This is a genomic window from Bifidobacterium sp. WCA-178-WT-4B (assembly GCF_009696495.1).
Lineage (GTDB): Bacteria > Actinomycetota > Actinomycetes > Actinomycetales > Bifidobacteriaceae > Bifidobacterium > Bifidobacterium infantis.
In genome coordinates, this window is sequence record NZ_VULV01000006.1 from 1 (window position 1) to 22,973 (window position 22,973).

The following is a 22,973-nucleotide window of genomic DNA, read 5'->3' on the forward strand; positions in this document are numbered from 1 at the left end:
AAGAGAAGATTTGCGGCGGCCATGGCCCAGGTGAGACGCCCGGTCCCATTCCGAACCCGGAAGCTAAGGCCTGGCACGGCGATGGTACTGCACCCGACAGGGTGTGGGAGAGTAGCACGCCGCCGCATCACACGTACAGGAAGCCCCGATACCTTGAAGGTACCGGGGCTTCCCGCATATCGGGACACTTGCGTGTGGGGGGGGGGTGTCTCGCGTTCTTGGGCCTCAGCGTCTTGGGCCTCCCCCCGGTCCGCCGCGCGGACGACTCCCCTCAAAGAGGAAAGCCAGAAACTGGCTTGGTTATGGGGTCGCTCTACACTGGCTTCTGCTATGCATTACTTCACCCCTAAACGTTGCGCTACGTCGAATAAAATCATGTATCACGATAAGGCGCAGGCTCAGCGTGCCGCTGATCAAAGCCTGATCGAGCGCGGCGCCGAACTCTGGGTGTACCGTTGCGAATACTGCGGATGCTGGCACCTCACGCATCGCGATCCACAATCCAGTTACCGGCATGTGCCGCTGAACCAGCAACTCAAGCCACACAGTCGTAAAAAGGGCTACAAGCCACGTAGACGTTAGCGTCAGAAGCTCCACAGGCCTCGCCAACGCCGTGTCTGAGACAGGTTACGGTCCAAACACGCCAGGTCGTAGGCTGCTAAGCGTTCAGGGCGCTCGGACACACTCCGTCCAACACTTACATCACCTTGGTGCTTTCCAGATTGCGGATGATCCAATCGTTCAGGCGGATCACCGGCTTGCGCAGCATAAGCCCCAGAAGCAGCGAAGGAACAAGGAACAACGCGAGTTTGCCCATGGAAACCCAATACTCCATGCCGAACGAGCCGGCCATGGCCGAGTGCATCGCGTCCACCGCATAGGGGAACAGCAGCCATTTGGAAACGGCCTGGAAGAACGGGGGCAACGTCTCGATGGGGAACGTGCCACCGGAGCCGGCCACCTGCATCACCAGCAGCACCACGGCGATGGCTTTGCCGATATCGCCGAACGACAGGGCCAACGTGTACACGATGTTCGAGAACACCAGCGCGGTCAGCCAGCCGACCATCATGAACCGGATCGGGTGCTCACACTGCACGCCGAGATAGAACATATCGCCGAGGCACACCAGCGTGCCTTGCAGCAAAGCAAGGAAACCGAAAATCATGTATCGGCCGAAATATTCGTGGTGCAAGCGTAAACCGAACTGCCGCGCATTGCCGGAAGACTCGGCACGCGGCTTCTTCAGCACATCCAACGCGGCGGCCGGTCCGGCAATCCGCCCGGCAATCATGGCCTCGCGAAGACCCACTCCCGAACCGAGCGGCAGATCATTGCCCAACCCTAAGATACGAGCCTTCTCATGGTCGGAAATCGATACTTTCAACATGGCGACCAGAATGATCGCACCGACCCAAATAGACAAAATCGTGTAGAACGGAGCCATCGCGGAACCATAGTTGGCAACGGGATAGAGCGCGATGCGGTCGACCGCTACGGGTGCCGCCAGCATGGAAGCAATGGCATCGGGCTTCGCAGAGGAAATCACAGACAGGTCGTTGGTGCCGCCACTGGTGATAGAGGCGAGTTGGGAAGACAAGTTGTCGAGTTTCTTCGCCGAACGGGTCAAAGCGCTAGCTGCGTCAGTCAAGGCCGACTGGATATCCGTCAGGCTGTCTGAAACGCCGCCAGAAAGACCTGACACGCTGCTGACGGTCGACGCAAGCCCGTCGATTACGGAACTTGCCTGCGTGGCCACTTCGCCCATGGACGAGGTCAGATTGTTCAGTTGCGGTTTCAGCGTGCTCTTGTACGTGTCTGAAGCCTGAGTAATCGATTGTTTGGCGGCGGCGATTTGTGATTTCAGATCTCGACGCGCTGTATCGGCATCGGCAGTGCCGTTTGCTATGTGCGTGGCCGCATCGCCCAACGCGGTGGCGGCTTGCTGCATGCTCTGCTGCGCCTTTGTGGCTTGGTCTGCAGCCGCGTTCAGTTGAGCGGCAACGGTATCTCCGCCCACGGGCAGTGAAGCCGCTTGTTTGGCGAGATCTCGTAAAGCGGCGGCATACTTTCCAAAGCTGTCGGCCTGAGCCTCCACTTTGGATTGCATATCGGTCAGCTTGTTTGATATCTGCGAGGATTGTGAGCCCACATCGGCAAAAGCGGCATCGATCTGCTTGGCAATGGTGTCGTAGGATGAACCGGCCTGCTGCAATGCCGTACCGACGCCATCGGTGGCTCCGGACAATGCCTTGTCGAGGCTGGAGACGCCGTTGCGGGTCTGTTTCAACGCCTTTTTGGTTGTGGCCGCAGCTGAGCCTGTTGACCCCAGCAGCTTATCGGTGGAATCAATGATGCTGTTGGCGGCCCCGAGCAGATTGGCATAGGAATCCATCTGCGACGCAGTGCCGGTCGAACGAGACGACATGGTAGCAATATGACTGGTGGCGTTGTTGACGTACTGCTCCATTTGCGGGCTTTGCGCGTAATCGGCCACGTTGGAAACCAAATCCAGCGCCACGCTCGCCAAGGTCTTCACGAATGTCTGGTCGATGGTCGTGGCCACGGTGGTAGCACCCTGGTCGGTGATATGCGGAGCGATTGGATTGATTTTCTCATTGAGATAGTATTCGAGCTTGGCGTGCTTGATCTTCGGTGAAAACAGCGTCATCATATCGGAGCTGAAGCTCTTTGGAATAATCAGCGCGGCATAGTATTCGCCTGAGTTCACGCCATCGATGGCCTTAGCACGATCCACAAACTGCCAGTCAAGGTCATGATTGGCCCTGAGCGTATTGGTCACGGTTTCGCCGACGTTGATGGTGATCGGCATCAGATCGGACTTATAGCCCTTATCCACGTTTGCCACGGCGACCTTCAAGGCCTTGGTGTTGCCGTACGGGTCCCAGCTGGCGGCGATGTTGTACCAGGCGTACAGTGCCGGCACAATCACCAATCCCATAGCCACGATTACGGCGATCACATTGCGGGTGGCTTGGCGCACGTCACGTACGAATATTTTCCAGATAAGCTTCATCGTGCGTCTCCTTGCCCAGACTGCCCGGACTGACCGGGTTGCTCAGACTGCCCGGATTGACCGGACTGCTCGGACTGTGCGGTGTGCGCAGTCGGCTCGGCGGCCTGATCGCCGAACAGTGTGAGTCGTTCAGTGGTTTCGCCGATATCCGGATCGCTGTCCATCGCCGCTTCGTGACGTCCGTGGCCGTGGAAACGCCGCCACACATATCCGTTGAGCATCACATTGCGGAACTCGTCGGCACTCATGGCGCTGACGCCAAGCTGCACGGCGTAGGTTTCGCGTGCGTATTCAACCACAATGAGATAGGCGTCGATAAGAATAATCGACAGAATCCAGGAGGTCAGCATGGCGATTTTCTCTTGGGTGACAAACAGCAGCACCAGGAATACGAACGGGAGTACGGTCAGCAATGCCAGGCCGGCAACGATCATCTTTGGGTACCGTGCGAAGAACCGGTGCGCGCGATGGGCGATGATATCGCGCAGTTCCTTGCTGTCGGACACCGTGCGGAATACGGAGTTCAAGCTCACCTGTTCGTTCACCATGCTGTTGTGCTCGGTGATCATCAGGTCGGTATCTCCCAAACGACGGTCGAACAGCGCGTTCAGGTTCATCGCATACCGGCGTACGACAAGTCCCACGAAAAGCGCCGCCGGCAGATACCAGAACAGGTGCAGCATGTCGAGCCAGTAATGGTTCGCGTACAGGCCGGCGATCGGGCCGCGCATCGCGTTGATGCCGTAGGTAAAGGGCAGCCACGGGTGCAGTTCGCGGAAGAAGTTCGGCATCATTTCAATCGGATACAGGCCGGAGGCACCGGGTATCTGCACAATGACCAGAATTACGGCGATGGCTTTGCCGATATGGCGGAATGCCACGGCCAGTGCATAAATAATGTTGATGTAGACGAACGAACAGAAGATTCCGGCCAAGATGAACAGCAGCGGATGCTCGCATTGGATGCCGAGCACCAGATCGCCGATGGTGGCGATGACGGCTTGCAGGAATCCGATGGTGACCAGCAGCAGCCAGCGGCCAAGATATGCTTGCGTAGCGGTGATACGGCGAATGCCCTTGCGGTCGACCTCAAGCTTGTAGATGGCAATCAGCACGAAACCGCCTACCCACAGTGCCAGATTCGTGTAGAACGGGGTGACTGCGGACCCGTAATTGTCGGTGGCATACACGACTTTCGTGGTCAGAGCGACGGGATTGCCCATGAACTCGCCGAATCCCTTGTCATCCAGATGCAGCGTATCCCGGATTTTCTGGTAAGCGGCGGAACTATCGAGCGTGGCGATATCGGTGCGTACGGTGGCGACATCGCTGGCCACCTGGCGCAGCGAATCCTGCGTGCTGCTGATGGTGGTTTTCGTTTGGTTCAGGGTATCGACAAGCTGGTCGAACAGCCCGTCGGCCTGATCCAAGGTGCCGGACAACGAAGTCAACGTGCCATCCAGCGTGCCGTTCAGGGCGGCGAAACTGTTCAATGATGAGGTGAGCGATGGCATCACGGTGCCGGTCAGCGAGCCGCGCGCGGTATTCAGCGCCGCGATGCCGCCGGTGGTGGTGTTGGTCATGGCTCCGGAAAGATTCGTGGTGGCGTCTTTGCCGGAGTTGATGAACTGTGTGGTGTCGGTATGGAAGGTGTTGAGCTGTGTCTGCTGTTTGCTGATCAATGAGTCGAGCGCATCGATTTGTTTCCAGATGTTCTGGCCGACCGGGTCGGTGGTGTCTTTGCCGATGCCGGCTTTGGTCAGCGCGTTTTTCAGATCGCTGATTGACGTTTGGGTGGCGTTCAGTGGAGCCGAAAGTGTGTTGGTGATGGTGTCGACGGAGTTCTGCGCGCTGTTGAAGGAGCCGGTGATGCTGCCGGCGGCGTTGTTGACGTGAACGGCCAGTCCGGAGAGTTGTGCTGAACTGGTGTCGAGCGCGCCGACCAGTGTGGTGGAGAAGGCTTGTGACCCGGCCTGTGTTTCCGCCAACAGTGTGCCGGACTGGCGGGAGGCCTTCTGCGCGGCCGCGACGGTCTGCTTGAGTGAGGCGGTGGTCTGTTTGGCGTCGGCGAGAATCGTGTCTGACTGGGCTAGCGTGTCCTGTAAGTCGGTGAGTGAATCCTGAACGGTGTTCAGCGTGGACATCACCGTATTGAGATCATCGATCGTATCGTGCTGGGCTTTGCCGGTGACTTGGTCGAGATCGTCTCCCGCTTCGGAAACGACCGAGGCAACGGTGGTGGCTACCGTGGTGACGAAGGCGGAGTTGATCTGCTCATCGATGGTGGTGGCACCGGTGTCGGTGATTTTCGGCGCGATCGCGTTCTTCTTCTCATTGACGTAATACTTGATTTTCGGCTGTTTGGAGGTTCCGGTCACCGATTCGACCAAGCTGGCGCTGAAATCCTTGGGCAGCACGATGGCTGCATAGTATTCGCCGGTCTCCACGCCGTGTACGGCCTGTTCCTCATTGTCTACGAAGCGCCAGCCGAGTTCGTCGTTCTGCTTGAGTTTCTTGACGACCTGCCGGCCCGCATCGAGATGGCCGACCAGATCGTTGGTGGTGCCTTGGTCTTCATTGGCTACGGCCACTTGCAGATTGCCGGTGGCTGAATAGGGATCCCAGTTGGCGAGAATATTGAACCATGCGTACAGCGAGGGCAGTATTGCTACGCCGAGCGTCACCACAACGGCAACGGGATTGCGTAAGATACGTCTGCAATCGCGCAGAAAGACTTGCCAAACTGTCCGCATCCAGTCCCTCTTTTCCGGTTCGTAGTCATTGCAGCCACATGCAGTCTATTCCCACCACTGGTGCGGATACTGCTGGTTTGGCGGGTTTTCTTGCAAAACTGCCCCTTGATTGTCCGCATAATGGGACTGATATGTGGGCGCTCATTGATAGTGCGACACCGGCGTGATGGTTGTGCAATTTTGCCGGTATCCGGTGATGAGATGTTGAGGTGTTGGGACTGAGTCGTCGCAGTGCTGAGACTGAGACGACTCAGTGACGAGCCCATCCGAGCCTATCTCGTTGGTCCTGGTCTCACTAATCCAGACGGAAGCCCTGAGCGGCGGCCTTGTCGAGCAGCGTCTGATGGCTGACATCCTGCCGACTGATTGTGACGACCTGATCGCTGAAGGCGTCCACCGGACGGTCGGCTTGGCGAAGATCGTAGTACCGGTGAACTTCTTCGTCGAAGGCGGGCAGCTGGTCGAGTACTCCATCGGCGTCAGCCGGGTAGGTGTTCTCGAAGAACTGCATCGTGCGCGGCATGCGCGGCTTGACGGTCGGGTTCTGATCAGGCTTGCCGATGGCCAGACCCAGCACCGGATACGTGTATTCCGGCAGATTCAGCACGTCGATAAGGCCGGGGATGTTGTTGAGTAGAGAGCCGAGAATCACGCAGCCCAGTCCCAGCGAATAGGCGGCGGTCTCCATGGCGTGCAGGGCCAGCACTGCGTCGTTCTGAGCTTGGGTAAAGCGATAACTGTACTTGAGATGGAATTCGTCGGAAGCGGGATCGATGCCCTTGCGTTCGGCGATGCGCGCGTTGCGGTGCTCGTCGATGACGAACACGTACAGCAGCGGCGCAGTGGCAATATACGGCTGATGGCCGAATTCGGCGAGCTTGGCTTTGATGGCCGGATCGGTGATGCGGATGGCGGACCAGTCGTTAAGGAACTGGCTGGACGCGGCATGCTGGGCGACGGTTTCGAGCGTGGCGCGGGTATCGTCGTCGATGGCCTCGTCCTTGAACTTACGGATGGAGCGGCGGCCCAGAAGAGCCTCGATTGTTGCGTTGGTAACCATGGCTTTATTGTCGCACGGCAGACGCCGGACGCCACGGTGAATTACCTCACAGTGAAATGCCGATATTGTGTGGCGGAACTGTGCTGGACTGATGGTTCCTGTCGATTGGCTGATGGGTCCTTGACGAAATTCCAGCGATGAGCCATCAGTCAACCAACAGAAACCATCATCCAACCGGGGGATTAGCGGCTGGGCTTGCGATGGCGGTGGTCGACGAACGCCTTGGAGCCCCGATCCGACAGTTGCGAAACCACTGCGCCGAGTGCGGCCGAAACGGCGGCGAATGCCAGACTCATTGCCAGACCTTGCGGCGCGTCTGCCGCCAGTCCCTTGCGCAGATTGCGTTTGCTCGTGCCCTTGTCCCATATCATCTGGAATACTTTGCCGGCAACCAAGCCTGCCAGCGCTGGGGCTGCCGACTTGATGAGCTTGTCGCCCAGAGAATCAGGGTCGTTGAGTCGGTCCTCGCGCAGCTTATTGACCTTCTCGTCGATGCGGTGCAGGCTGTCGACCGCGCGGTCGGCGCTGGAGGGGAAGTCGGTGTTCGTTTCGTCGCTCATGACTCTCAGTCTAATAGCATCTCAATCATCTCAGCGCAAAAGATGGGCGTTAATGGTGGAGTCATGAACGAGCGCAGACTAGAGTGGAGGCATGAGCGAACAGAACGTGAACGGCACCGTTGCCGTCGAGAACTCTCGTGGCGGCAACGGATTTTTGGTGTTGCTGCGCCACGGCCAGACCGTGTGGAGCGAATCCGGGCAGCATACCGGGCGCACGAACATCCCGTTGACCGCGGTCGGCGAGCAGCAGGCAGCGGATGCCGGAAGGCGCCTGCGCGAAGCTTTCCCCGAAGGATTCAGCCAGGGCTGTGTGTTTTCCAGTCCGCTGAAGCGGGCGTGCCAAACCGCTGAATTGGCTGGTTTTGCGGACCATGGTGTGTTGGACGGCATCGCTGAATGGGATTACGGCCGAGCCGAGGGGCGTACGCGCCAGCAGGTGAGTGAGGCCAGCGGTTTTGAATGGGATGTGTGGCGTGATGGGCCGCGCTCGCTGACGCCCACGCTGGAGGGCGATTGGGTCGAGACCTTGCCTTCGGGCGAGCAGGTGCCGGTTCATGCCGGGCCTGGCGAGACGCTGGAAGAAGCAGCGGCACGCGCCAAGAGCGCCATCGATGAGATTACGCCGCTTCTGAAAGACGGCCATAATGTGCTGTTGGTGGCTCATGCGCACATCCTGCGCATCCTCACCTCGCAATGGCTGGGCGTGGACCCGCATTTCGCGCGGTTGCTGCGTTTGGATACGGCGCACTACTCGGTGCTCAGCGTCTATAAGGGAGATAACGTCATCGAACGGTGGAACGCCTAGCCCCGGTTGCGCTGTGATTACGCTGGCCTGCCCGCTACTGCGGGCGGGCCTTTATTGTTTGTGGTGGGAATTGCGGTATGTCGATAAATGATTTGCAAACGATAGCGTCGGCGTGTTGTTTTTGATGGGTATAAGTGGCAATCGATCGCCATGAAAGATATGTTAGCGCTCTCATGATTGCGAACGCTTGCATTACGATAATGAGGCAAAAAGGCTGAAGTAATAGGATATCTATTGACAATGGCCTGAAAATGATGATCTATGACGCGCCGCTATTGCTATCGTTTGCAAAAAGAAGCAAACCGTTGCATAATAGTGCATGTCGATAGTCGTAAAGGTGCGTGCTAGCGTACCTGTCCCGACCGGGGATGGCCGGGATCGACGATGAAAGAGAAAGGTTCGATGATGAATCGTACAGTCAAGTCAGCAGTCGCGATGGCGGCTATCGCTGCGATGTCCCTCGGCACTTTGGCGGCCTGCGGAAGCTCGACCTCCGGCGATGACGCCAAGGGCAAGGTCTACTACCTGAACTTCAAGCCGGAAGCGGCTGATCAGTGGACTGCTCTGGCCAAGGAATACACCAAGGAAAAGGGCGTTGAGGTCAAGGTGCAGACCGCGGCCTCCGGTACCTACGAGCAGACCCTGAAGTCCGAAATCGCCAAGTCCGAAGCCCCGACCCTGTTCCAGGTCAACGGCCCGGTCGGCTACCAGAACTGGAAGAAGTACACCGCCGACATGTCCAATACGGATGTGTACAAGGAGCTTGCCAACCAGGATGTGGCCCTGAAGGATGGCGACAAGGTGGTCGGCGTGCCGTATGTGATGGAAACCTACGGCCTGATCTACAACAAGGACATCCTCAACAAGTACTTCGCGCTGGATGGCGCCAAGGCCACGTCCATGGACGAAATCGACAACTTCGACACCCTGAAGGCCGTGGCCGACGACATGCAGGCCCGCAAGGACGAGCTCGGCATCAAGGGCGCGTTCACCTCCGCCGGCTTCGACTCCAGCTCCGACTGGCGCTTCAAGACCCACCTGGCCAATCTGCCGCTTTACTACGAGTTCAAGGACGACAACGTCACCGAGCAGCCGGCCAAGATCAAGGGCACCTACCTGCCGAACTACAAGAAGATCTTCGACCTGTACATCACCGACTCCACCACCGAACCCACCCAGCTGAGCGCCAAGACCGGAGATGATGCGAACTCCGAGTTCGCGCTCGGCGAGGCCGCCTTCTACCAGAACGGCACCTGGGCCTGGACCGACCTGCAGAAGGCCGGCATGAAGGCCGAATCCGTGGGTATGATGCCGATTTACATCGGTGTCAAGGGCGAGGAGAAGCAGGGTCTGACCACCGGTTCCGAGAACTACTGGTGTATCAATGACAAGGCCTCCGACGCCGACAAGAAGGCCACCGAGGACTTCCTCAAGTGGGTGATCACCTCGGATACCGGCAAGAAGGCCCTCTCTCAGGACATGGGCTTCACCACCCCGTTCAAGACCTTCGATGACGTCAAAAGCGACAACCCGCTGACCGAGGCCGCCGTGGAAGACCAGGAGTCCGGCAAGACCCAGGTTTCTTGGAACTTCACCATGATGCCGTCCGAGGAATGGAAGAACAAGGTCGGCCAGGCGCTGCTCGAGTACGCGCAGGGCACCGGCAAGTGGGATGCCGTCAAGACTGCCTTCGTGGACGGTTGGGCTTCCGAATACGAGGCCTCGCACTGAGTCTCATGGAGTCCCATAGCCGATAAGTAACAATCCGCGGCGCCCCTGCCTTTCCTTCTCCAGGGGCGCCGCTTTGTATTGCTGAGTCTCGCACAAAATCGGCCGCCTCGGAAAAAGTGTGAGGCACACACCCGGCCAATCGCACACTGTGGGTCCATGGATTGGCGATTTCCGCCATTTCCCACAATGTGCGATTGAGCGTTATTGTGCGGTTGCCTCACGCTTTTTCTATGGTGGGCTTTGTTGTGTGAGCCTACTTAACGCGGGAGGTGGAGGAGCGGACCTTCAGCTGGGCCGGGAACACGATATAGGGTTGCTCAATCGGCTTCTCGTCAATGAGGTCGAGCGTCATGCGGGCTGCCACGCGGGCCATCTCCGCCGGATCCTGGCGGATGGTGGTCAGGCCGATATCGCCGGTGTAGAAACTATCGTCGTAGCCGACCAGCGAGACGTCGCCGGGCACGGAGAATCCATTGCGCTCCAGCTGGAACATAAGCGGCAAAGCGATGCCATCCTCCTGGCATGCGATGGCGGTGGGCATCTCGTCTTGGCTCATGAGTTGGTCGACCACGTCGCTGATTTCATAACGTCCATCGTCATCGACCTTGCAGACGATGACCTGCGGCTCGATGCCTTCCCTGCGGCAGCAGGCGGTGAATGAGTCGAATCGGCTTTGCACGGAGAAGCTCAGCGACACCTCGCGATTGGTGCTGATATAGGTGATGCGGCGATGTCCGAGATTGATAAGATGGCGGGCGGCCAGCGTGGAGCCCTGCACGTCGTCGATATTGACGGCGGCGGTAAAGCCGCGGGCTTCGGGCTCGACCGAATTGATGCCGACGATCGGCACGCCGACCGAAGCCAGTTGCGCGATTTCGTTGTTGTCGATATCGAAAGACGCCACAATCACGGCATCGGCGTTACGGCGTACCGGCAACATCTCGAAGAATTCCTTGCGCTCCTCGATGCTGGAAATCTGGAATACCGAAATATCGTAGCCCTGCGTGTGCAGCACCTCGTTGAGCCCCTCGATGACCGAGGCGGTGAACCACAGGCGGATATGGCCGCTCATCAGTACTGCGATGCGCAGGGCACGGCCGGATTTCAGGGCCGCAGCCGAGCGGGAGAGTGAGAAATTGAGTTTGTCGGCGATGGCGAGCACGCGCTCGCGGGTCTTGGCCGACACCAGATCCGGTCTGGTGAAGGAACGTGAGACGGTGGAGATGGAGACGCCGGCCTCGCGGGCGACATCCTGAATGCTCGTAGCCATTGCAGCCCCTTTGCGTTGAATGGAAAATCGCAATACACATGCGCAACTGACTCCAGTGTACATGCTGATTGATTGATTTGCGGCGATGACAACGATTGTATTACAAACGTTTGCACAGTGTCTATGACGGCGTCAGATTGGCTTTATATAGCCGTTATCTTAGTTGAAAGAAGATTGCTGGAGCCGGAGTGTGCTCGAACTTGAAACGCCTAAAATGACAACGTTTGACATATAATGATTCGACGTTTACTATGAACATAGGCTTGAACGAGAACAGGCCGTGCATGCGGTTCTCGATCGGCAGGCTCGCATTGAGTTGAACTCCGCAGCCGGCGCACGATGCAGTGTCGCAACGCAGCGGACTCAAGGAGGAGGAAAAGTCATGATCAGCATGGCTGGCAAGGCGATACGCAGATGGTGGGCGCTGTTCGCGCTCCCCACATTCGCCGCATTCATCATCGGGTTCCTGGTGCCCTTCATCATGGGCGTCTACTTAAGCTTTTGCGAATTCACCACCGTTACCGACGGTGAATGGGTGGGGCTTAAGAACTATGGCAAAGCGTTGAAAGACAAGGAATTCCTGCACGCGCTCGGCTTCTCCACCGCGTTTACCATCGTGACCACCATCGTGATCAACGTGATCGCCTTCGCCATCGCCTACATGCTGACCAAGGCGATCAAGGGATCCACGCTGTTCCGCTCGGTATTTTTCATGCCGAACCTTATCGGCGGCATCATCCTGGGCTACATCTGGCTGCTGCTCCTGAACGGCGTACTGGCCCACTGGGGCCGCGCCCTGACCTATAAGGCGTCCTACGGGTTCTGGGGTTTGGTCATCCTGGTGTGCTGGCAGCAGATCGGCTACATGATGATCATCTACATCGCCGGCCTGCAGGCCCTGCCCACCGACGTGCTGGAGGCCGCGGCCGTGGACGGCGCCAACGGACGGCAGACCATGTTCCGCATCATCATCCCGCTGATGATGCCGTCCATCACCGTGTGCTCCTTCCTGACCGTGACCAACGGTTTCAAGCTCTACGACCAGAACCTCGCATTGACCAACGGTGCGCCGAGCAACATGTCTGAAGGTCTGGCGCTGAATATCACCCGCACCTTCTACGGCCGTATGGGCTGGGAAGGCGTCGGCCAGGCGAAGGCCGTGCTGTTCTTCATCCTGGTTGCGGTCATCGCCCTGATTCAGAACAAGCTCACCACGAGCAAGGAGGTGGCAGCCTGATGAACGAGAACAAGCCTGTGAAGCATGGCGCATTATGGACCGTGCTGTTTGCCGTCGTCTCCCTGTTCTGGGTTTTCCCGATCGTCCTGGTGCTGATCAACTCCTTCAAGCAGAAGGCGTACATCTCCAAGAACGCCTTCTCCCTGCCGACCGGCAAGGCGTTTGTAGGACTTGAGAACTATGTGCGTGGCATCGAGACCACGCAGTTCTTCGCCTCCTTCGGCTGGACGCTGCTGATCACCGTCGGCTCGGTGGTGCTGATTCTGGTGTGCACCTCGATGTGCGCATGGTGGATCGTGCGCGTGAACAACTGGGCTGCGAAGCTGCTCTACACCCTGTTCCTGTTCAACATGATCGTGCCGTTCCAGATGGTGATGTTCACCCTCTCCAAGATCGCCGACATGCTGAAGCTCAATACCCCGTGGGGCCTGTGCATCGTGTACCTCGGTTTCGGGGCCGGTCTGGCCGTGTTCATCTTCACCGGCGTGATCAAGGGCATCCCGCAGGAGCTTGAGGAGTCCGCCATGATCGACGGCGCGTCAGTGCCACGCATCTTCTTCCAGATCGTGGTGCCAATCATGAAGCCGTCGATCGTCTCGGTGGCCATCCTCGAAGCCATGTGGATCTGGAACGATTACCTGCTGCCGTACCTGACGCTCGACCTCGGCAAGTACAAGACCATCTCGGTCGCCGTGCAATACCTCAAGGGCGGCTACGGTTCCGTGGATATGGGCGCCATGATGGCCTGCCTGGTGCTGGCCATCATCCCCATCATCGTCTTCTACTTGGTATGCCAGAAGTATATAGTCTCTGGTGTCATGGCGGGAGCCGTCAAGGGCTGACGACTCGCGTCGTCAGCCCATGGCTGGAAGCCCAGTGGGCTTCCAGCAGGCTCCAGGCTGAGCCGCGACAGCGGCGAAGCTAATGATGAGCCTCGCCGTAGGCGAGTCCGTAATTGCAGGGCGGGCGCGGTCAAGGGTTGAGCCCGACAATCTGGCGGGGAGCCAAGAGCAGCACAAGGAGTAGTTGATGAACTGGCTGGCACCGGACTCGAAATTCATGCGCGCGTGGAGCAATCTTGTTGACGGCGTATGGATCAACATTCTGATGCTGGTCACTTCGATTCCGCTCATCACCATCGGTGCGGCCCTGACTGCCGGCCATGATGCTTGCCGCCGCTCCATCGAGGGCGAGGGCAAAGGCGTAACCGCCAACTACTTCAAGTCATTCAAAACCAACTTCATCAAAGCCACGCTGCTGTGGCTGCCGTTCTTGGTGGTGCTGATTGCACTGGTCTGGTCATGGATCGTCCTGCAGATCACGCCGCTGCTCATCATCAAATTCGCGCTGACCATCCTCTGGCTTATCGGCTTCGAATGGGTGTTCGCGCTTCAGGCACGCTTCGAGAACACCGCGGCCGGCACCTTGAAGAACGCCTTCATCTTCGGCATCTCCCACATCGCGATGACCGTGGCCCTGATCATCGTGGATGCCGTGTTCGTGGCGCTGCTGGTGGCCAGCTGGTTCTACATGCCCGGTGGACTGTTCCTGCTGGTGATCCTTGGCTACGGCACCATGCTGATGCTCCATATCCCCGTCACCGAGCGCGTCTTCAAGCCATATCTCGCCGATCCTGTGGATTCTCCCGATAGTATGCAACGCTAAGCAGCTAGCGGACAGTCAACGAGGATAAGGCGCTGGCCTACGCGATACTGGGCGGTATCCCGCGTTACCTAGAGGAATTTGACCCAAATGAGACCATAGATGCAAATGTCAAGCGGCGTATTCTGAGAGCTATTCGCAAATGAGGCTCTACTTCTTCGCCTGAGTGAGCTGGTAGGCCGCAAAGAGAATGGCGAGCCAAATCACGCCGGCGATGACGGCGACGCGGTAGCTGGCGGAGAAGCACATGAGCACCACCACCAGTGCCAAGAACGCCAACACCACCCACGGGGTCACCTTAGCGAACGGCAGCTTGAAGTGAATCGCGTCGAGCGCTTCCTTGCCGGACTTGCCGGCCAGCTCGGAATCCTCGGGAGCGCCGCCCGCGGCGACCACCTTACGGAACTTCATTTCGGTGAACATGATCATCGTCCAGTTGATGATGCCGGCGATGGTGGCAATCGACATCAGATAGTTGAACGCGAACTCGGGCCACACGAACACCACGACCACGGCGATGGCGGTGATCACGGCGGACGTCAGCACGCCGGCCACCGGCACGCCCTTAGCGTTGAGCTTGCCCAGATACGCGGGCGCATTGCCTTGCTTGGCCAGCGAATACAGCATGCGGGAGTTGGCGTACAGGCCGGAGTTGTAGACGCTCATCACGGCGGTCAGGCACACGAAGTTGAGGATGCCGGCGGCCGCGTGGATGCCCACGGAATCGAAGATTTGCACGAACGGGCTGGGAGCAGCGTCTCCGCCGGTGGTGTTCCACGGTATTACGGCCATGATTACGCCGAGCGCGCCAATGTAGAATACGAGAATTCGCCAGATAATGTCATTGGTGGCGCGGGGAATCGTACGACGAGGGTCCTCGGTTTCGCCGGCGGTGATGCCGATGAGCTCGGTGCCGCCGAAGCTGAACATCACCACGACAAGCGCCATCAACAGACCGGTCCAGGTGCCGTCCTTAGTCTGCTCCATGAGACCGTTCGGGCAGAAGCCCCCTTCCAAGGTGAACCAGTTGGCAAAGCTCGCTTTGATACCGGATGTGGTGGGCAGAGCGAAGATGATGACGGCCAGGCCGCCGATAATCATGGCGATCACGGCCACAATCTTGATAATGGCGAACCAGAACTCGAACTCGCCGAACTTGGAGACGCCCAGCAGGTTGGCGGCGCAGATAATCACCAAGAACACGGCCGCCGACACCCATGTCGGAATCGCCGGGAACCAGTAGTTCACAAACGAACCCACCACTGACAGCTCCACCATCGAGACGAGGATGTAATTGAACCAGTAGTTCCAACCGGAGATGAAGCCGGCGCGCTTGGACCAGTAGCGAGTGGCGTAGTAGCTGAACGCGCCCGCCTCCGGATCCTCAACGGACATTTCGCTCAGCGCGCGCACGATCATGAAGATTGCGAAGCCGCCGACCAAGTAGGCGAGCAGAATCGAGGGGCCGGCCAGCGCGATGGCTTCGCTGGAACCATAGAACAGGCCGGTTCCGATGGCGCCGCCCAGTGCAATCAGCTGGATATGACGGTTCTTCAGTGACTTGCGCAGCGTGGCCGGCACCGGCACATCGTCGGTTTCGCGCGGTTGTTCGGACGTATCGTTAGTGCTCATGATGCCCTTCCCCAGGTTCCTCTGACTATCGGCATGGATGGCGACCCCGCCATGCGCGATGCCCGCCATTGTAAAACGCCGTATGGCGTGATGGCAACGCCCACCGCCACTGGGCGAGACCGGCGACTCACGATCCGTATGCTGGTTGCGCAACCGTCATGGTGTTGTTTTACTGGAAGGGAACAAGGGAACGCAGACGGCTTCGCCGATGTGACGCGCCGTGGTGGGAACTGTCGGAGGTGCGTGATGGCGTATATCGAATTCGATCATGTGGTCAAGGAATACCCCTCCGGCAGCAGTGTGATTCGAGCGCTCGACGAGGCGAGTTTCACCGCCGATCAAGGTGAGCTAAGCGTCATCCTCGGCCAGTCGGGCGCAGGCAAGACCACGGCGTTGAACATTCTGGGCGGCATGGATACCGCGACTTCCGGCCGTGTTATTGTGGGCGATCGCGATATCACCGGATTGCGCAAGCGCGATTTGGTGACCTATCGGCGCAACGACATCGGCTTCGTTTTCCAGTTCTACAATCTTGTGCCGAACCTTACCGCGCTGGAAAACGTGGAGCTTGCCTCACAGATTTGTCCCGACCATTTCGACCCGGTGGAAACCTTGTGCAAGGTCGGGTTGGGGGAGCGCATGGGGAACTTCCCAGCGCAACTGTCCGGCGGCGAACAACAGCGTGTATCCATCGCCCGCGCGATTGCCAAAAAGCCGAAGCTGCTGTTGTGTGACGAGCCGACCGGTGCGCTCGATTACGAGACCGGTAAGGAAGTACTGCAGCTGCTGCAGGATATTTGCCAAACGCAAGGCATGACCGTGATGATCATCACGCATAATTCCGCGCTTGCACCGATGGCTCATAAAGTGATTCGCTTCCGCTCCGGCAAGGTGACCAGCGAGGAGGTCAACGCAACGCCGCAGCCCATCGCCGATATCGAATGGTAGGTGATTGGCGATGCTCACTGCAAGACACTCTGTGAAACGCCCCGTGAAACAAGCGAGGCGATTCGTGAAACAACCTGTGAAACATTCTGTGAAACGGCGGAACCTCGACGATAGCGGCGGTCGAGGAGTGGGCGTTTCTGCGGTATTTGCCAAAGATACGTTGCGTTGCTGGCTGCGCAGCTGGAAGAGGTTCGTCTCGATCGCCGTCATTACGCTGCTTGGCGTGGCCGTGCTGACCGGCATCTACGCCGGATGCCGCGATGCTTTTCTGGCGGCCGGTCGTTTTTACGATCAGCAGGGACTGCATGACCTGCAGGTGCTATCCACATACGGCCTGACCGGTGATGATGCAGCGGCACTGCGCCGAATCGACGGTGTGCAAACCGTGCAGCCCGAACGTTCTCAGACGGTGACCACGTTGGTGGACGGCACCAAGAAAACCGTGACCATGCAGGAAATCGGTACCGAAGGGCTTGATCAGCCGTACATACGGCAGGGCAAACTGCCGAACAAGGCCGGCGAAGTGGCGGTTACGCAGCAATTCCTGAACGATAGCGGACTCAAGATTGGCGGCACCATTACTGTGACGCCACAAGACACCTCTTCATCCGTCATATCGGTAGCGGCCACGGAGACTGACGATGCCAATAATGATTCCAATGACGATTCCAAGAATGCCGATACGGTAGGTGTCGCCGCCAATGCCTGGGCATCCGATGCGAAGTCCGACGCCAATACGGACGCCGACGCCGAGCAATCCCCGCAGTTCCCCACGAAACTCACCATCACCGGCGTCGTACTCGACCCGCGCGACCTCAACAATCCAGACGGCTATTCGGGCATGACCTCCTTCCGGTCCACCTCATCCGAGGACTATACGTTCTTTGCACCCAGCGACGGCGTGACCGGCAATATATACACTGCGATATCGGTTGCCGTCACTGGTGCGTCCGATTTTGACACGTTTTCCGATGCCTACGATGAAGCCGTCAAAACCGTGGCCGACCGTATCGAGCATCAGATACAGGCCACACGCCAGAAAGCCCGTCGTCAACAGATCGTCTCCAGCGCGCAGCGCAGACTGGACGATGCCAAAGACGAGGCCAACGAGCAGCTGGACGAAGCCCAGAAGCAGATCGACGACAACTGGGCCGAGCTGGAAGCCAACGAAACGACATTGCAAGATAGCCGTACCGAATTGGAGAACAACAGGACAACCATTACCGATGGCGAACGGCAGCTCGCCGATGGACGTGCGCAGATTGCATCGGCCCGTCAACAGATCGCGCAAGGTCGCCAGCAGATAGCCGAAGCGCGCACCCAGCTCGAATCAGGCAAAACGCAGCTCACCTCGGCTCGCAAACAGCTCGATGCGGCGCAAACGGAACTGACCGCCAATCGCACGAAAATCGAACAGGGCATTACCCAAATCGACCAAGGCGTGGCGCAAATTGATCAGATGCTGTCCATGATTCAACAGGCCGACAATCTACTGGCGCAACTTGACCCGAATATCGACTTCAACTCACCCACATGGCAGGCCATCAAGCAACTGCTCGCGCGCCTTGGCATTACCCTGCCTGAAGTGCCGTCAATCAGTGAGCTGCGGCAACAGCTGGCCGCCAAGCAAACGGAACTGCAAACGCAGCGAGACAGTCTGACCCAGCAGAAAGCCGATTTGCAGCGCACATTAAACGAAACCATTGCCCCCGCACAATCCACCTTGGACCAGCAGAACGCGCAACTGACCGCCAAGGAACAGGAAGCGGCTGCAGGAGAGGCACAGCTCAATACCAAATCCGCGGAACTCGAAGCGAATGCCGCAACCCTCGAAACCCAGTCGGCGCAACTTGAAGCGCAGGCCGCCCAACTGGCCAGCGGCAAGCAGCAGCTCGAAGAAGGCGAGCGGCAGCTGAAAGAAGGCGAACAACAGCTCGCGGACGGCAAGGCGAAACTGGATGATGCGCAGTCTGCACTCGATGCGAAGCGAAGCGAAGCGGAAAGCGAGTTCGCCAAGCAGCAACGGCGCATCGACGATGTGGCCAACGCACGTTGGTATGTGCAGACGCGCGCCTCGATCGACGGATTCAGCTCGCTCAAATCAGATGTCAGTTCCATCGAATCCATCGGCCGCGCATTCCCGATTGTGTTCCTGTTGGTCGCCGTGCTCATGAGCCTGACCACCATGACCCGCATGGTCGAGGAAGATCGCGGACTCATCGGCACCTACCTTGGCCTCGGCTATGGCGGACTCGCCGTGTCCAGCCGGTATCTGCTGTTCGCGTTGCTCGCCTGCCTGGTCGGCGGCGGCATCGGTCTGCTGGTCGGATTCCTCGGCATCCCGGCATTCCTGCTGGTGGTGATTGAGGGACTGTATATATTGCCCGGTGTGCGACTTGAATACGACTGGCTGTACGGCTCGGCCGGCATCGTGCTGTTCGTGGTCGGTGTGGGAGTGGTCACCGCGCTCGTCTGCCGCGAGGATATACGGCACACGCCCGCCGCGCTGATGCGGCCGAAGGCGCCGAAGACGGGCGCTCGCATATTGTTGGAGCGAATTCGCCCGGTATGGAGCCGGCTGAACTTCCTCGGCAAAGTCACTGCGCGCAATATCTTCCGATTCAAGTCACGTTTGATTATGACCGTGGGCGGCGTGGCCGGTTGCACAGCGCTGATTATCTGCGGATTTGCGATTAACGACACCGTCGACACGATTGGCGTCAAGCAATATGAGCAGATCTACCAGTATGACTTGATGGTGGTGGCCAATGACGATAACGCCGCCGCGATGCGCAAGCAGGTGGCAGAAGATGGCCAGGCCGCCGAAACGCTGAATCTGCGCGTGGATAGCGGCGAAATGAGCAATGCGGAGCAGGAAAGCGAAACCGTGCAGCTGATGACCGTGCCCAACGATTCGCTGAATATCTTGAACGATATGGTCACGTTGGAACAAGCCGGCGATGATGAATGGTTCGGACTGCCCAATATCTTCGGCAAAGCGGGTGGTGGCACTGTAGCGTTGGATGATAGTGGCGTGATTGTGTCGCAGTCCGCCGCCAACTCGCTGAATATTCATGCCGGCGACACCGTCACGCTGGGCAATGGCGGCAGCAGCCGGGCCAAGGTGCAGGTCGCGGCCGTGACGCGCAATCTTGTTGGCTCTGATGTGTACATCAGTGAGCGACTGTACGACCAGAAGTTTGCGGCCGACGGTGTGACGTCTTCGGCTTCGGGGGATGGCACTGCCTCGACCTTGACGTGGAACGCGATGCTCGTCAAGCTGAAAGGTTCCGAGACCGAACAGGCCGAATATGCGGATCGGTTGGGCGAGGAATCGTCGGTGCTCAAGGCCGTGAGCTGTGCGCATCTGGCCGCCACGTTTAAGTTCGATCTGATGGGTGCCGTGGTGGCGCTGATTGTGGGGCTCGCCGGCGGTCTGGCGCTGGTGGTGCTGTTTACGTTGGCCAATACGAACGTGTCCGAACGCATCCGCGAGATGGCCACACTGAAGGTGCTGGGCTTCTATGACCGCGAGGTGCACAACTACGTGAACCGCGAGATGATGATATTGACCGGTATGGGTGTGGTGGTTGGTCTGCCGCTTGGCAGGTGGATAGGCGGATTACTGACTGCTGCGTTGAATATGCCGTCGCTGTATTTCGAAGTGGAAGTGCACTGGTACAGCTATGCGATTGCCGTGGTGGCGACGCTGGCGTTCGCGCTGCTGGTGCAGCTGTTCACCAACCCAGTGCTCGATCGTGTAGACCCGGTCAGCTCGCTCAAGTCCGTGGAATAGAGACAGAAGTTCAATTTGGTGTTGGTGAATTGAACTTTTTGGCGGAATACTTACAGCATCATCGCATGTATTCTTGAGCTGAGCGTTTTCGTGACATATTTCGGTGATACAGTCTGAACTTGTTTTGAACGAGTATCGCGTCCGGTGCGTAACAATCGGGCGGCGGAGAAGAGAAATGAAATCAGTATGGCCGATACGAATGTGAATGGTGGTACACAGCAGGCTACGGGCAGACTCAAGTCTGTCGAAAGCCTGGACCGGACCAACGAGATGGAGCGCGGTCTGAACAACCGCCACGTGCAGTTCATCGCCATCGGCGGCACCATCGGCACCGGATTGTTCCTGGGGTCCGGCAAGTCGCTGGCGCTGACCGGCCCCTCGATCGTCTTCGTGTATATCCTGGTCGGCGTCATCATGTTCTTCCTGATGCGCGCCATCGGCGAGATGATGTACCGCGACCCCAGCCAGCACACCTTCATCAATTTCATCACCCGCTACCTGGGCAACGGGTGGGGGCATTTCGCCGGCTGGACGTATTGGGCCGCGCTCGTGCTGTTGGGCATGACCGAGATCACGGCCGTCTCCACGTACTTCATCACCTTCTTCGACACGTTCGGCATCGACCTGACCCATTGGAAGTGGCTGATCGAACTGTGTTTCCTGGTGTCGCTGGTGTCCGTCAACCTGATCGCCGTCAAGGTGTTCGGCGAGGTGGAATTCTGGTTCTCGATGATCAAGATCACGCTGATCGGCGCGATGATCGTCACCGCCGTGGTCATGATCGTGATCGGCTACCATTATCCGGCCGCGCGGATTCATGGCGTGGATCATGTGAGTCCGGCGGGCCACGCCGGACTCGACAACCTGTTCGCCGGTTTCTCGTTCGCCCCGAACGGCTGGATGGCCTTCCTCATGAGCTTCCAGATGGTGTTCTTCGCCTATGAGCTGCTCGAGTTCGTGGGCGTCACCGTCTCCGAGACCAAGAATCCTCGTGAGGTGCTGCCCAAAGCCGTCAACGAGATCATCGTGCGCGTGCTCATCTTCTACGTGGGCGCGCTCGTGGCCATCATGTGCATCGTGCCGTGGACCTCGTTCAAGCCGAACGAGGACGGCTCCTTCGCCTCCCCGTTCATCATGGTGTTCCAGTATGCCGGGTTGAACTGGGCGTCCGCCCTGGTGTTCTTCGTGGTGATCACCGCCGCGTCCTCGTCGCTCAATTCGCTGTTGTATTCCGCCGGCCGCCACCTGTACCAGCTGTCCGAGGTGTCGCCGAACCCGATGCTGAACAAGCTCGGCAAGGTGTCCGATCGCAAGGTGCCGGCCCGCGCCATCCTGGTGTCCGCGGCGCTGATACTGCTGTCGCCGATCGTCAACGCCATCCCCGGTATCTCGGGGGCGTTCGTGCTGTTCTCGTCCGCCAGTTCCGCGGTGTTCCTGTTCATCTACATCCTGACGCTGCTGGCGCATCGCAGGTATCGCCGTTCCGCCGATTTCATCGCGGACGGGTTCGTCATGCCCGCGTGGAAGGTGCTCAACACGGTGGCGATCGTGTTCTTCGTGTTCATTTACCTGACGCTGTTCCTGGCGGACGACACCCGCAGTTCGGCCATCGCCGGTCTGGTGTGGCTGATCGGGTTCGGCGGGTTCTCGATGCTGCGCGAGCATTACCGCAGCCGTGATCTCAAGGCCGCGCTGAGCCGCGGACGGTGACGGGCGCCGGCGGGCGCCGGCGGACCGCCCCGCGCCGTGGCGCCGATAATTGGCTTGCGGTGTTGAATTGTTTACGGTGTGAGCTATTCTGGGGGCGTCCGCGGCGCTGCGCCGCACAATGAACGGAAACGGATGGTGCCCGTATGGGATTCGAACAGGAGGCGGTCAGCGAACTGTATGCCAGCGTATGCGGCAATCGTTCGAAGATGCAGAGGGAATTCACCCGTGGGGCCCACGGCGAGCAGTTCGTGCTCCGGGAGCTGTCCATCAAGGGAACCCAGTCGCCATCGCAGCTGGCCGCCGCGCTCCAGACCAGTTCCGGCCGCATCTCCACGGTGTTGTCGGCGTTGGAGAAGAAAGGCTGGGTCACGCGCGACATCGACCCCGAGGATCGCCGCATCATCCGCGTGAACCTTACCGATTCCGGCCGCGAGCAGTCCCGCCGGATGATGGATGAGATGCGTTCGGCGATTTGCTGGATCTTCTCGCAGATGGGGGAGCGGCGCACGCGCGCGTTCGTCGAACTGCTCTCGGAATTCACCACGTACATGTCGATCTGCCATCCGGGCCAGCCGAGGCCGACCGCGGAGCAGGTGAGCGAGGCGTTCGCCGAGCGGGACCGGCGCGTGGCCGAGCATATGTCGGACGGACGGGCGCGGGGCGACGAACGGTAGGGGTTTGCGTAACGGTTCCAGTGGGAGTCGCGATTTTGATCGGCGTTCGCAAGTGACTGAGCTATCAATTCCAGAAAGCAACTTATGTCATATTCACA

Annotated in this window: 16 protein-coding genes and 1 rRNA gene; 11 read left to right on the plus strand and 6 right to left on the minus strand. The window is 58.7% G+C overall.

Going from position 1 to position 22,973, the window contains the following annotated elements; genetic code table 11:
* The first annotated feature begins 11 nt into the window (after nt 1-11).
* Nucleotides 12-128, plus strand: a 5S ribosomal RNA gene (rrf, locus tag FYJ31_RS05560).
* 202 nt (nt 129-330) lie between these two features.
* Nucleotides 331-582 (plus strand): hypothetical protein, encoded by a 252-nt coding sequence (locus FYJ31_RS05565; RefSeq protein WP_032684148.1) that lies wholly within the window; start codon nt 331-333, stop codon nt 580-582.
* 115 nt (nt 583-697) lie between these two features.
* On the opposite strand, the gene FYJ31_RS05570 is transcribed toward FYJ31_RS05565, so the two are convergent.
* From FYJ31_RS05570 to FYJ31_RS05585, 4 genes are all read right to left on the minus strand, one after another.
* A complete protein-coding gene (locus FYJ31_RS05570; protein WP_154536213.1) occupies nt 698-3,037 on the minus strand; it encodes a YhgE/Pip domain-containing protein in 2,340 nt (779 codons plus the stop codon).
* Entirely contained in the window at nt 3,034-5,790 is a 2,757-nt protein-coding gene (locus FYJ31_RS05575; protein WP_154536214.1) for a YhgE/Pip domain-containing protein, read from the minus strand. Before FYJ31_RS05575 ends, FYJ31_RS05570 begins: the two co-directional genes overlap by 4 nt.
* A 295-nt stretch (nt 5,791-6,085) precedes the next feature.
* Complete coding sequence (locus FYJ31_RS05580; RefSeq protein ID WP_012578666.1) at nt 6,086-6,850, minus strand: nitroreductase family protein; 765 nt, start codon at nt 6,848-6,850, stop codon at nt 6,086-6,088.
* A gap of 182 nt (nt 6,851-7,032) precedes the next feature.
* A complete protein-coding gene (locus FYJ31_RS05585; protein WP_032743812.1) occupies nt 7,033-7,410 on the minus strand; it encodes a DUF4235 domain-containing protein in 378 nt (125 codons plus the stop codon).
* Nucleotides 7,411-7,501: 91 nt separating this feature from the next.
* On the opposite strand from FYJ31_RS05585, the gene FYJ31_RS05590 reads away from it, so the two are divergent.
* Nucleotides 7,502-8,215 carry a histidine phosphatase family protein gene (locus tag FYJ31_RS05590; protein WP_010081321.1) on the plus strand — a complete coding sequence of 238 codons (714 nt, stop codon included), beginning with the start codon at nt 7,502-7,504 and terminating at the stop codon, nt 8,213-8,215.
* A 384-nt stretch (nt 8,216-8,599) separates the two neighbouring features.
* Nucleotides 8,600-9,946: an ABC transporter substrate-binding protein gene (locus FYJ31_RS05595; RefSeq protein ID WP_195839451.1), complete on the plus strand. Its 1,347-nt coding sequence runs from the start codon at nt 8,600-8,602 to the stop codon at nt 9,944-9,946.
* Nucleotides 9,947-10,199: 253 nt separating this feature from the next.
* On the opposite strand, the gene FYJ31_RS05600 is transcribed toward FYJ31_RS05595, so the two are convergent.
* Entirely contained in the window at nt 10,200-11,216 is a 1,017-nt protein-coding gene (locus tag FYJ31_RS05600; protein WP_012578663.1) for a LacI family DNA-binding transcriptional regulator, read from the minus strand.
* Nucleotides 11,217-11,598: 382 nt separating this feature from the next.
* Between FYJ31_RS05600 and FYJ31_RS05605 the strand changes: the two genes are divergently transcribed.
* From FYJ31_RS05605 to FYJ31_RS05615, 3 genes are all read left to right on the plus strand, one after another.
* The gene (locus FYJ31_RS05605; protein ID WP_007052964.1) at nt 11,599-12,453 is read left to right on the plus strand and encodes a carbohydrate ABC transporter permease; all 855 of its coding nucleotides are present in this window, start codon (nt 11,599-11,601) and stop codon (nt 12,451-12,453) included.
* Nucleotides 12,453-13,295, plus strand: coding sequence for a carbohydrate ABC transporter permease (locus tag FYJ31_RS05610; RefSeq protein WP_012578661.1), 843 nt, complete (start codon nt 12,453-12,455; stop codon nt 13,293-13,295). The genes FYJ31_RS05605 and FYJ31_RS05610 overlap by 1 nt, the downstream gene beginning before the upstream one ends.
* A 187-nt stretch (nt 13,296-13,482) precedes the next feature.
* Nucleotides 13,483-14,118, plus strand: coding sequence for a YesL family protein (locus tag FYJ31_RS05615; protein WP_154536216.1), 636 nt, complete (start codon nt 13,483-13,485; stop codon nt 14,116-14,118).
* Between the two features lie 147 nt (nt 14,119-14,265).
* On the opposite strand, the gene FYJ31_RS05620 is transcribed toward FYJ31_RS05615, so the two are convergent.
* Nucleotides 14,266-15,747 (minus strand): amino acid permease, encoded by a 1,482-nt coding sequence (locus FYJ31_RS05620; protein WP_154536217.1) that lies wholly within the window; start codon nt 15,745-15,747, stop codon nt 14,266-14,268.
* A 246-nt stretch (nt 15,748-15,993) separates the two neighbouring features.
* On the opposite strand from FYJ31_RS05620, the gene FYJ31_RS05625 reads away from it, so the two are divergent.
* The 4 genes from FYJ31_RS05625 to FYJ31_RS05640 all read left to right on the plus strand — a co-directional run bounded on the left by FYJ31_RS05625 (nt 15,994) and on the right by FYJ31_RS05640 (nt 22,875).
* The gene (locus tag FYJ31_RS05625) at nt 15,994-16,695 is read left to right on the plus strand and encodes an ABC transporter ATP-binding protein (protein ID WP_012578658.1); all 702 of its coding nucleotides are present in this window, start codon (nt 15,994-15,996) and stop codon (nt 16,693-16,695) included.
* Between the two features lie 88 nt (nt 16,696-16,783).
* Nucleotides 16,784-20,491, plus strand: a complete 3,708-nt coding sequence (locus tag FYJ31_RS05630) for an FtsX-like permease family protein (protein ID WP_326831188.1) — start codon at nt 16,784-16,786, stop codon at nt 20,489-20,491.
* Between the two features lie 186 nt (nt 20,492-20,677).
* On the plus strand, nt 20,678-22,201 hold the full coding sequence (locus FYJ31_RS05635; protein ID WP_154536219.1) for an amino acid permease: 1,524 nt from the start codon (nt 20,678-20,680) through the stop codon (nt 22,199-22,201).
* A 143-nt stretch (nt 22,202-22,344) separates the two neighbouring features.
* Nucleotides 22,345-22,875, plus strand: a complete 531-nt coding sequence (locus FYJ31_RS05640) for a MarR family winged helix-turn-helix transcriptional regulator (protein ID WP_154536220.1) — start codon at nt 22,345-22,347, stop codon at nt 22,873-22,875.
* The last annotated feature ends 98 nt before the right edge of the window (nt 22,876-22,973 follow it).

What these genes read in the sequence shown, in the direction of transcription:
- FYJ31_RS05625 (WP_012578658.1), top strand. Translation starts at nt 15,994, where the DNA reads ATGGCGTATATCGAATTCGATCATGTGGTCAAGGAATACCCCTCCGGC.
- FYJ31_RS05610 (WP_012578661.1), top strand. Translation starts at nt 12,453, where the DNA reads ATGAACGAGAACAAGCCTGTGAAGCATGGCGCATTATGGACCGTGCTG.
- FYJ31_RS05575 (WP_154536214.1), bottom strand. Translation starts at nt 5,790, where the DNA reads ATGCGGACAGTTTGGCAAGTCTTTCTGCGCGATTGCAGACGTATCTTA.
- FYJ31_RS05585 (WP_032743812.1), bottom strand. Translation starts at nt 7,410, where the DNA reads ATGAGCGACGAAACGAACACCGACTTCCCCTCCAGCGCCGACCGCGCG.
- FYJ31_RS05605 (WP_007052964.1), top strand. Translation starts at nt 11,599, where the DNA reads ATGATCAGCATGGCTGGCAAGGCGATACGCAGATGGTGGGCGCTGTTC.
- FYJ31_RS05580 (WP_012578666.1), bottom strand. Translation starts at nt 6,850, where the DNA reads ATGGTTACCAACGCAACAATCGAGGCTCTTCTGGGCCGCCGCTCCATC.
- FYJ31_RS05600 (WP_012578663.1), bottom strand. Translation starts at nt 11,216, where the DNA reads ATGGCTACGAGCATTCAGGATGTCGCCCGCGAGGCCGGCGTCTCCATC.
- FYJ31_RS05620 (WP_154536217.1), bottom strand. Translation starts at nt 15,747, where the DNA reads ATGAGCACTAACGATACGTCCGAACAACCGCGCGAAACCGACGATGTG.
- FYJ31_RS05640 (WP_154536220.1), top strand. Translation starts at nt 22,345, where the DNA reads ATGGGATTCGAACAGGAGGCGGTCAGCGAACTGTATGCCAGCGTATGC.
- FYJ31_RS05615 (WP_154536216.1), top strand. Translation starts at nt 13,483, where the DNA reads ATGAACTGGCTGGCACCGGACTCGAAATTCATGCGCGCGTGGAGCAAT.
- FYJ31_RS05565 (WP_032684148.1), top strand. Translation starts at nt 331, where the DNA reads ATGCATTACTTCACCCCTAAACGTTGCGCTACGTCGAATAAAATCATG.
- FYJ31_RS05590 (WP_010081321.1), top strand. Translation starts at nt 7,502, where the DNA reads ATGAGCGAACAGAACGTGAACGGCACCGTTGCCGTCGAGAACTCTCGT.
- FYJ31_RS05635 (WP_154536219.1), top strand. Translation starts at nt 20,678, where the DNA reads ATGGCCGATACGAATGTGAATGGTGGTACACAGCAGGCTACGGGCAGA.
- FYJ31_RS05570 (WP_154536213.1), bottom strand. Translation starts at nt 3,037, where the DNA reads ATGAAGCTTATCTGGAAAATATTCGTACGTGACGTGCGCCAAGCCACC.
- FYJ31_RS05595 (WP_195839451.1), top strand. Translation starts at nt 8,600, where the DNA reads ATGAAAGAGAAAGGTTCGATGATGAATCGTACAGTCAAGTCAGCAGTC.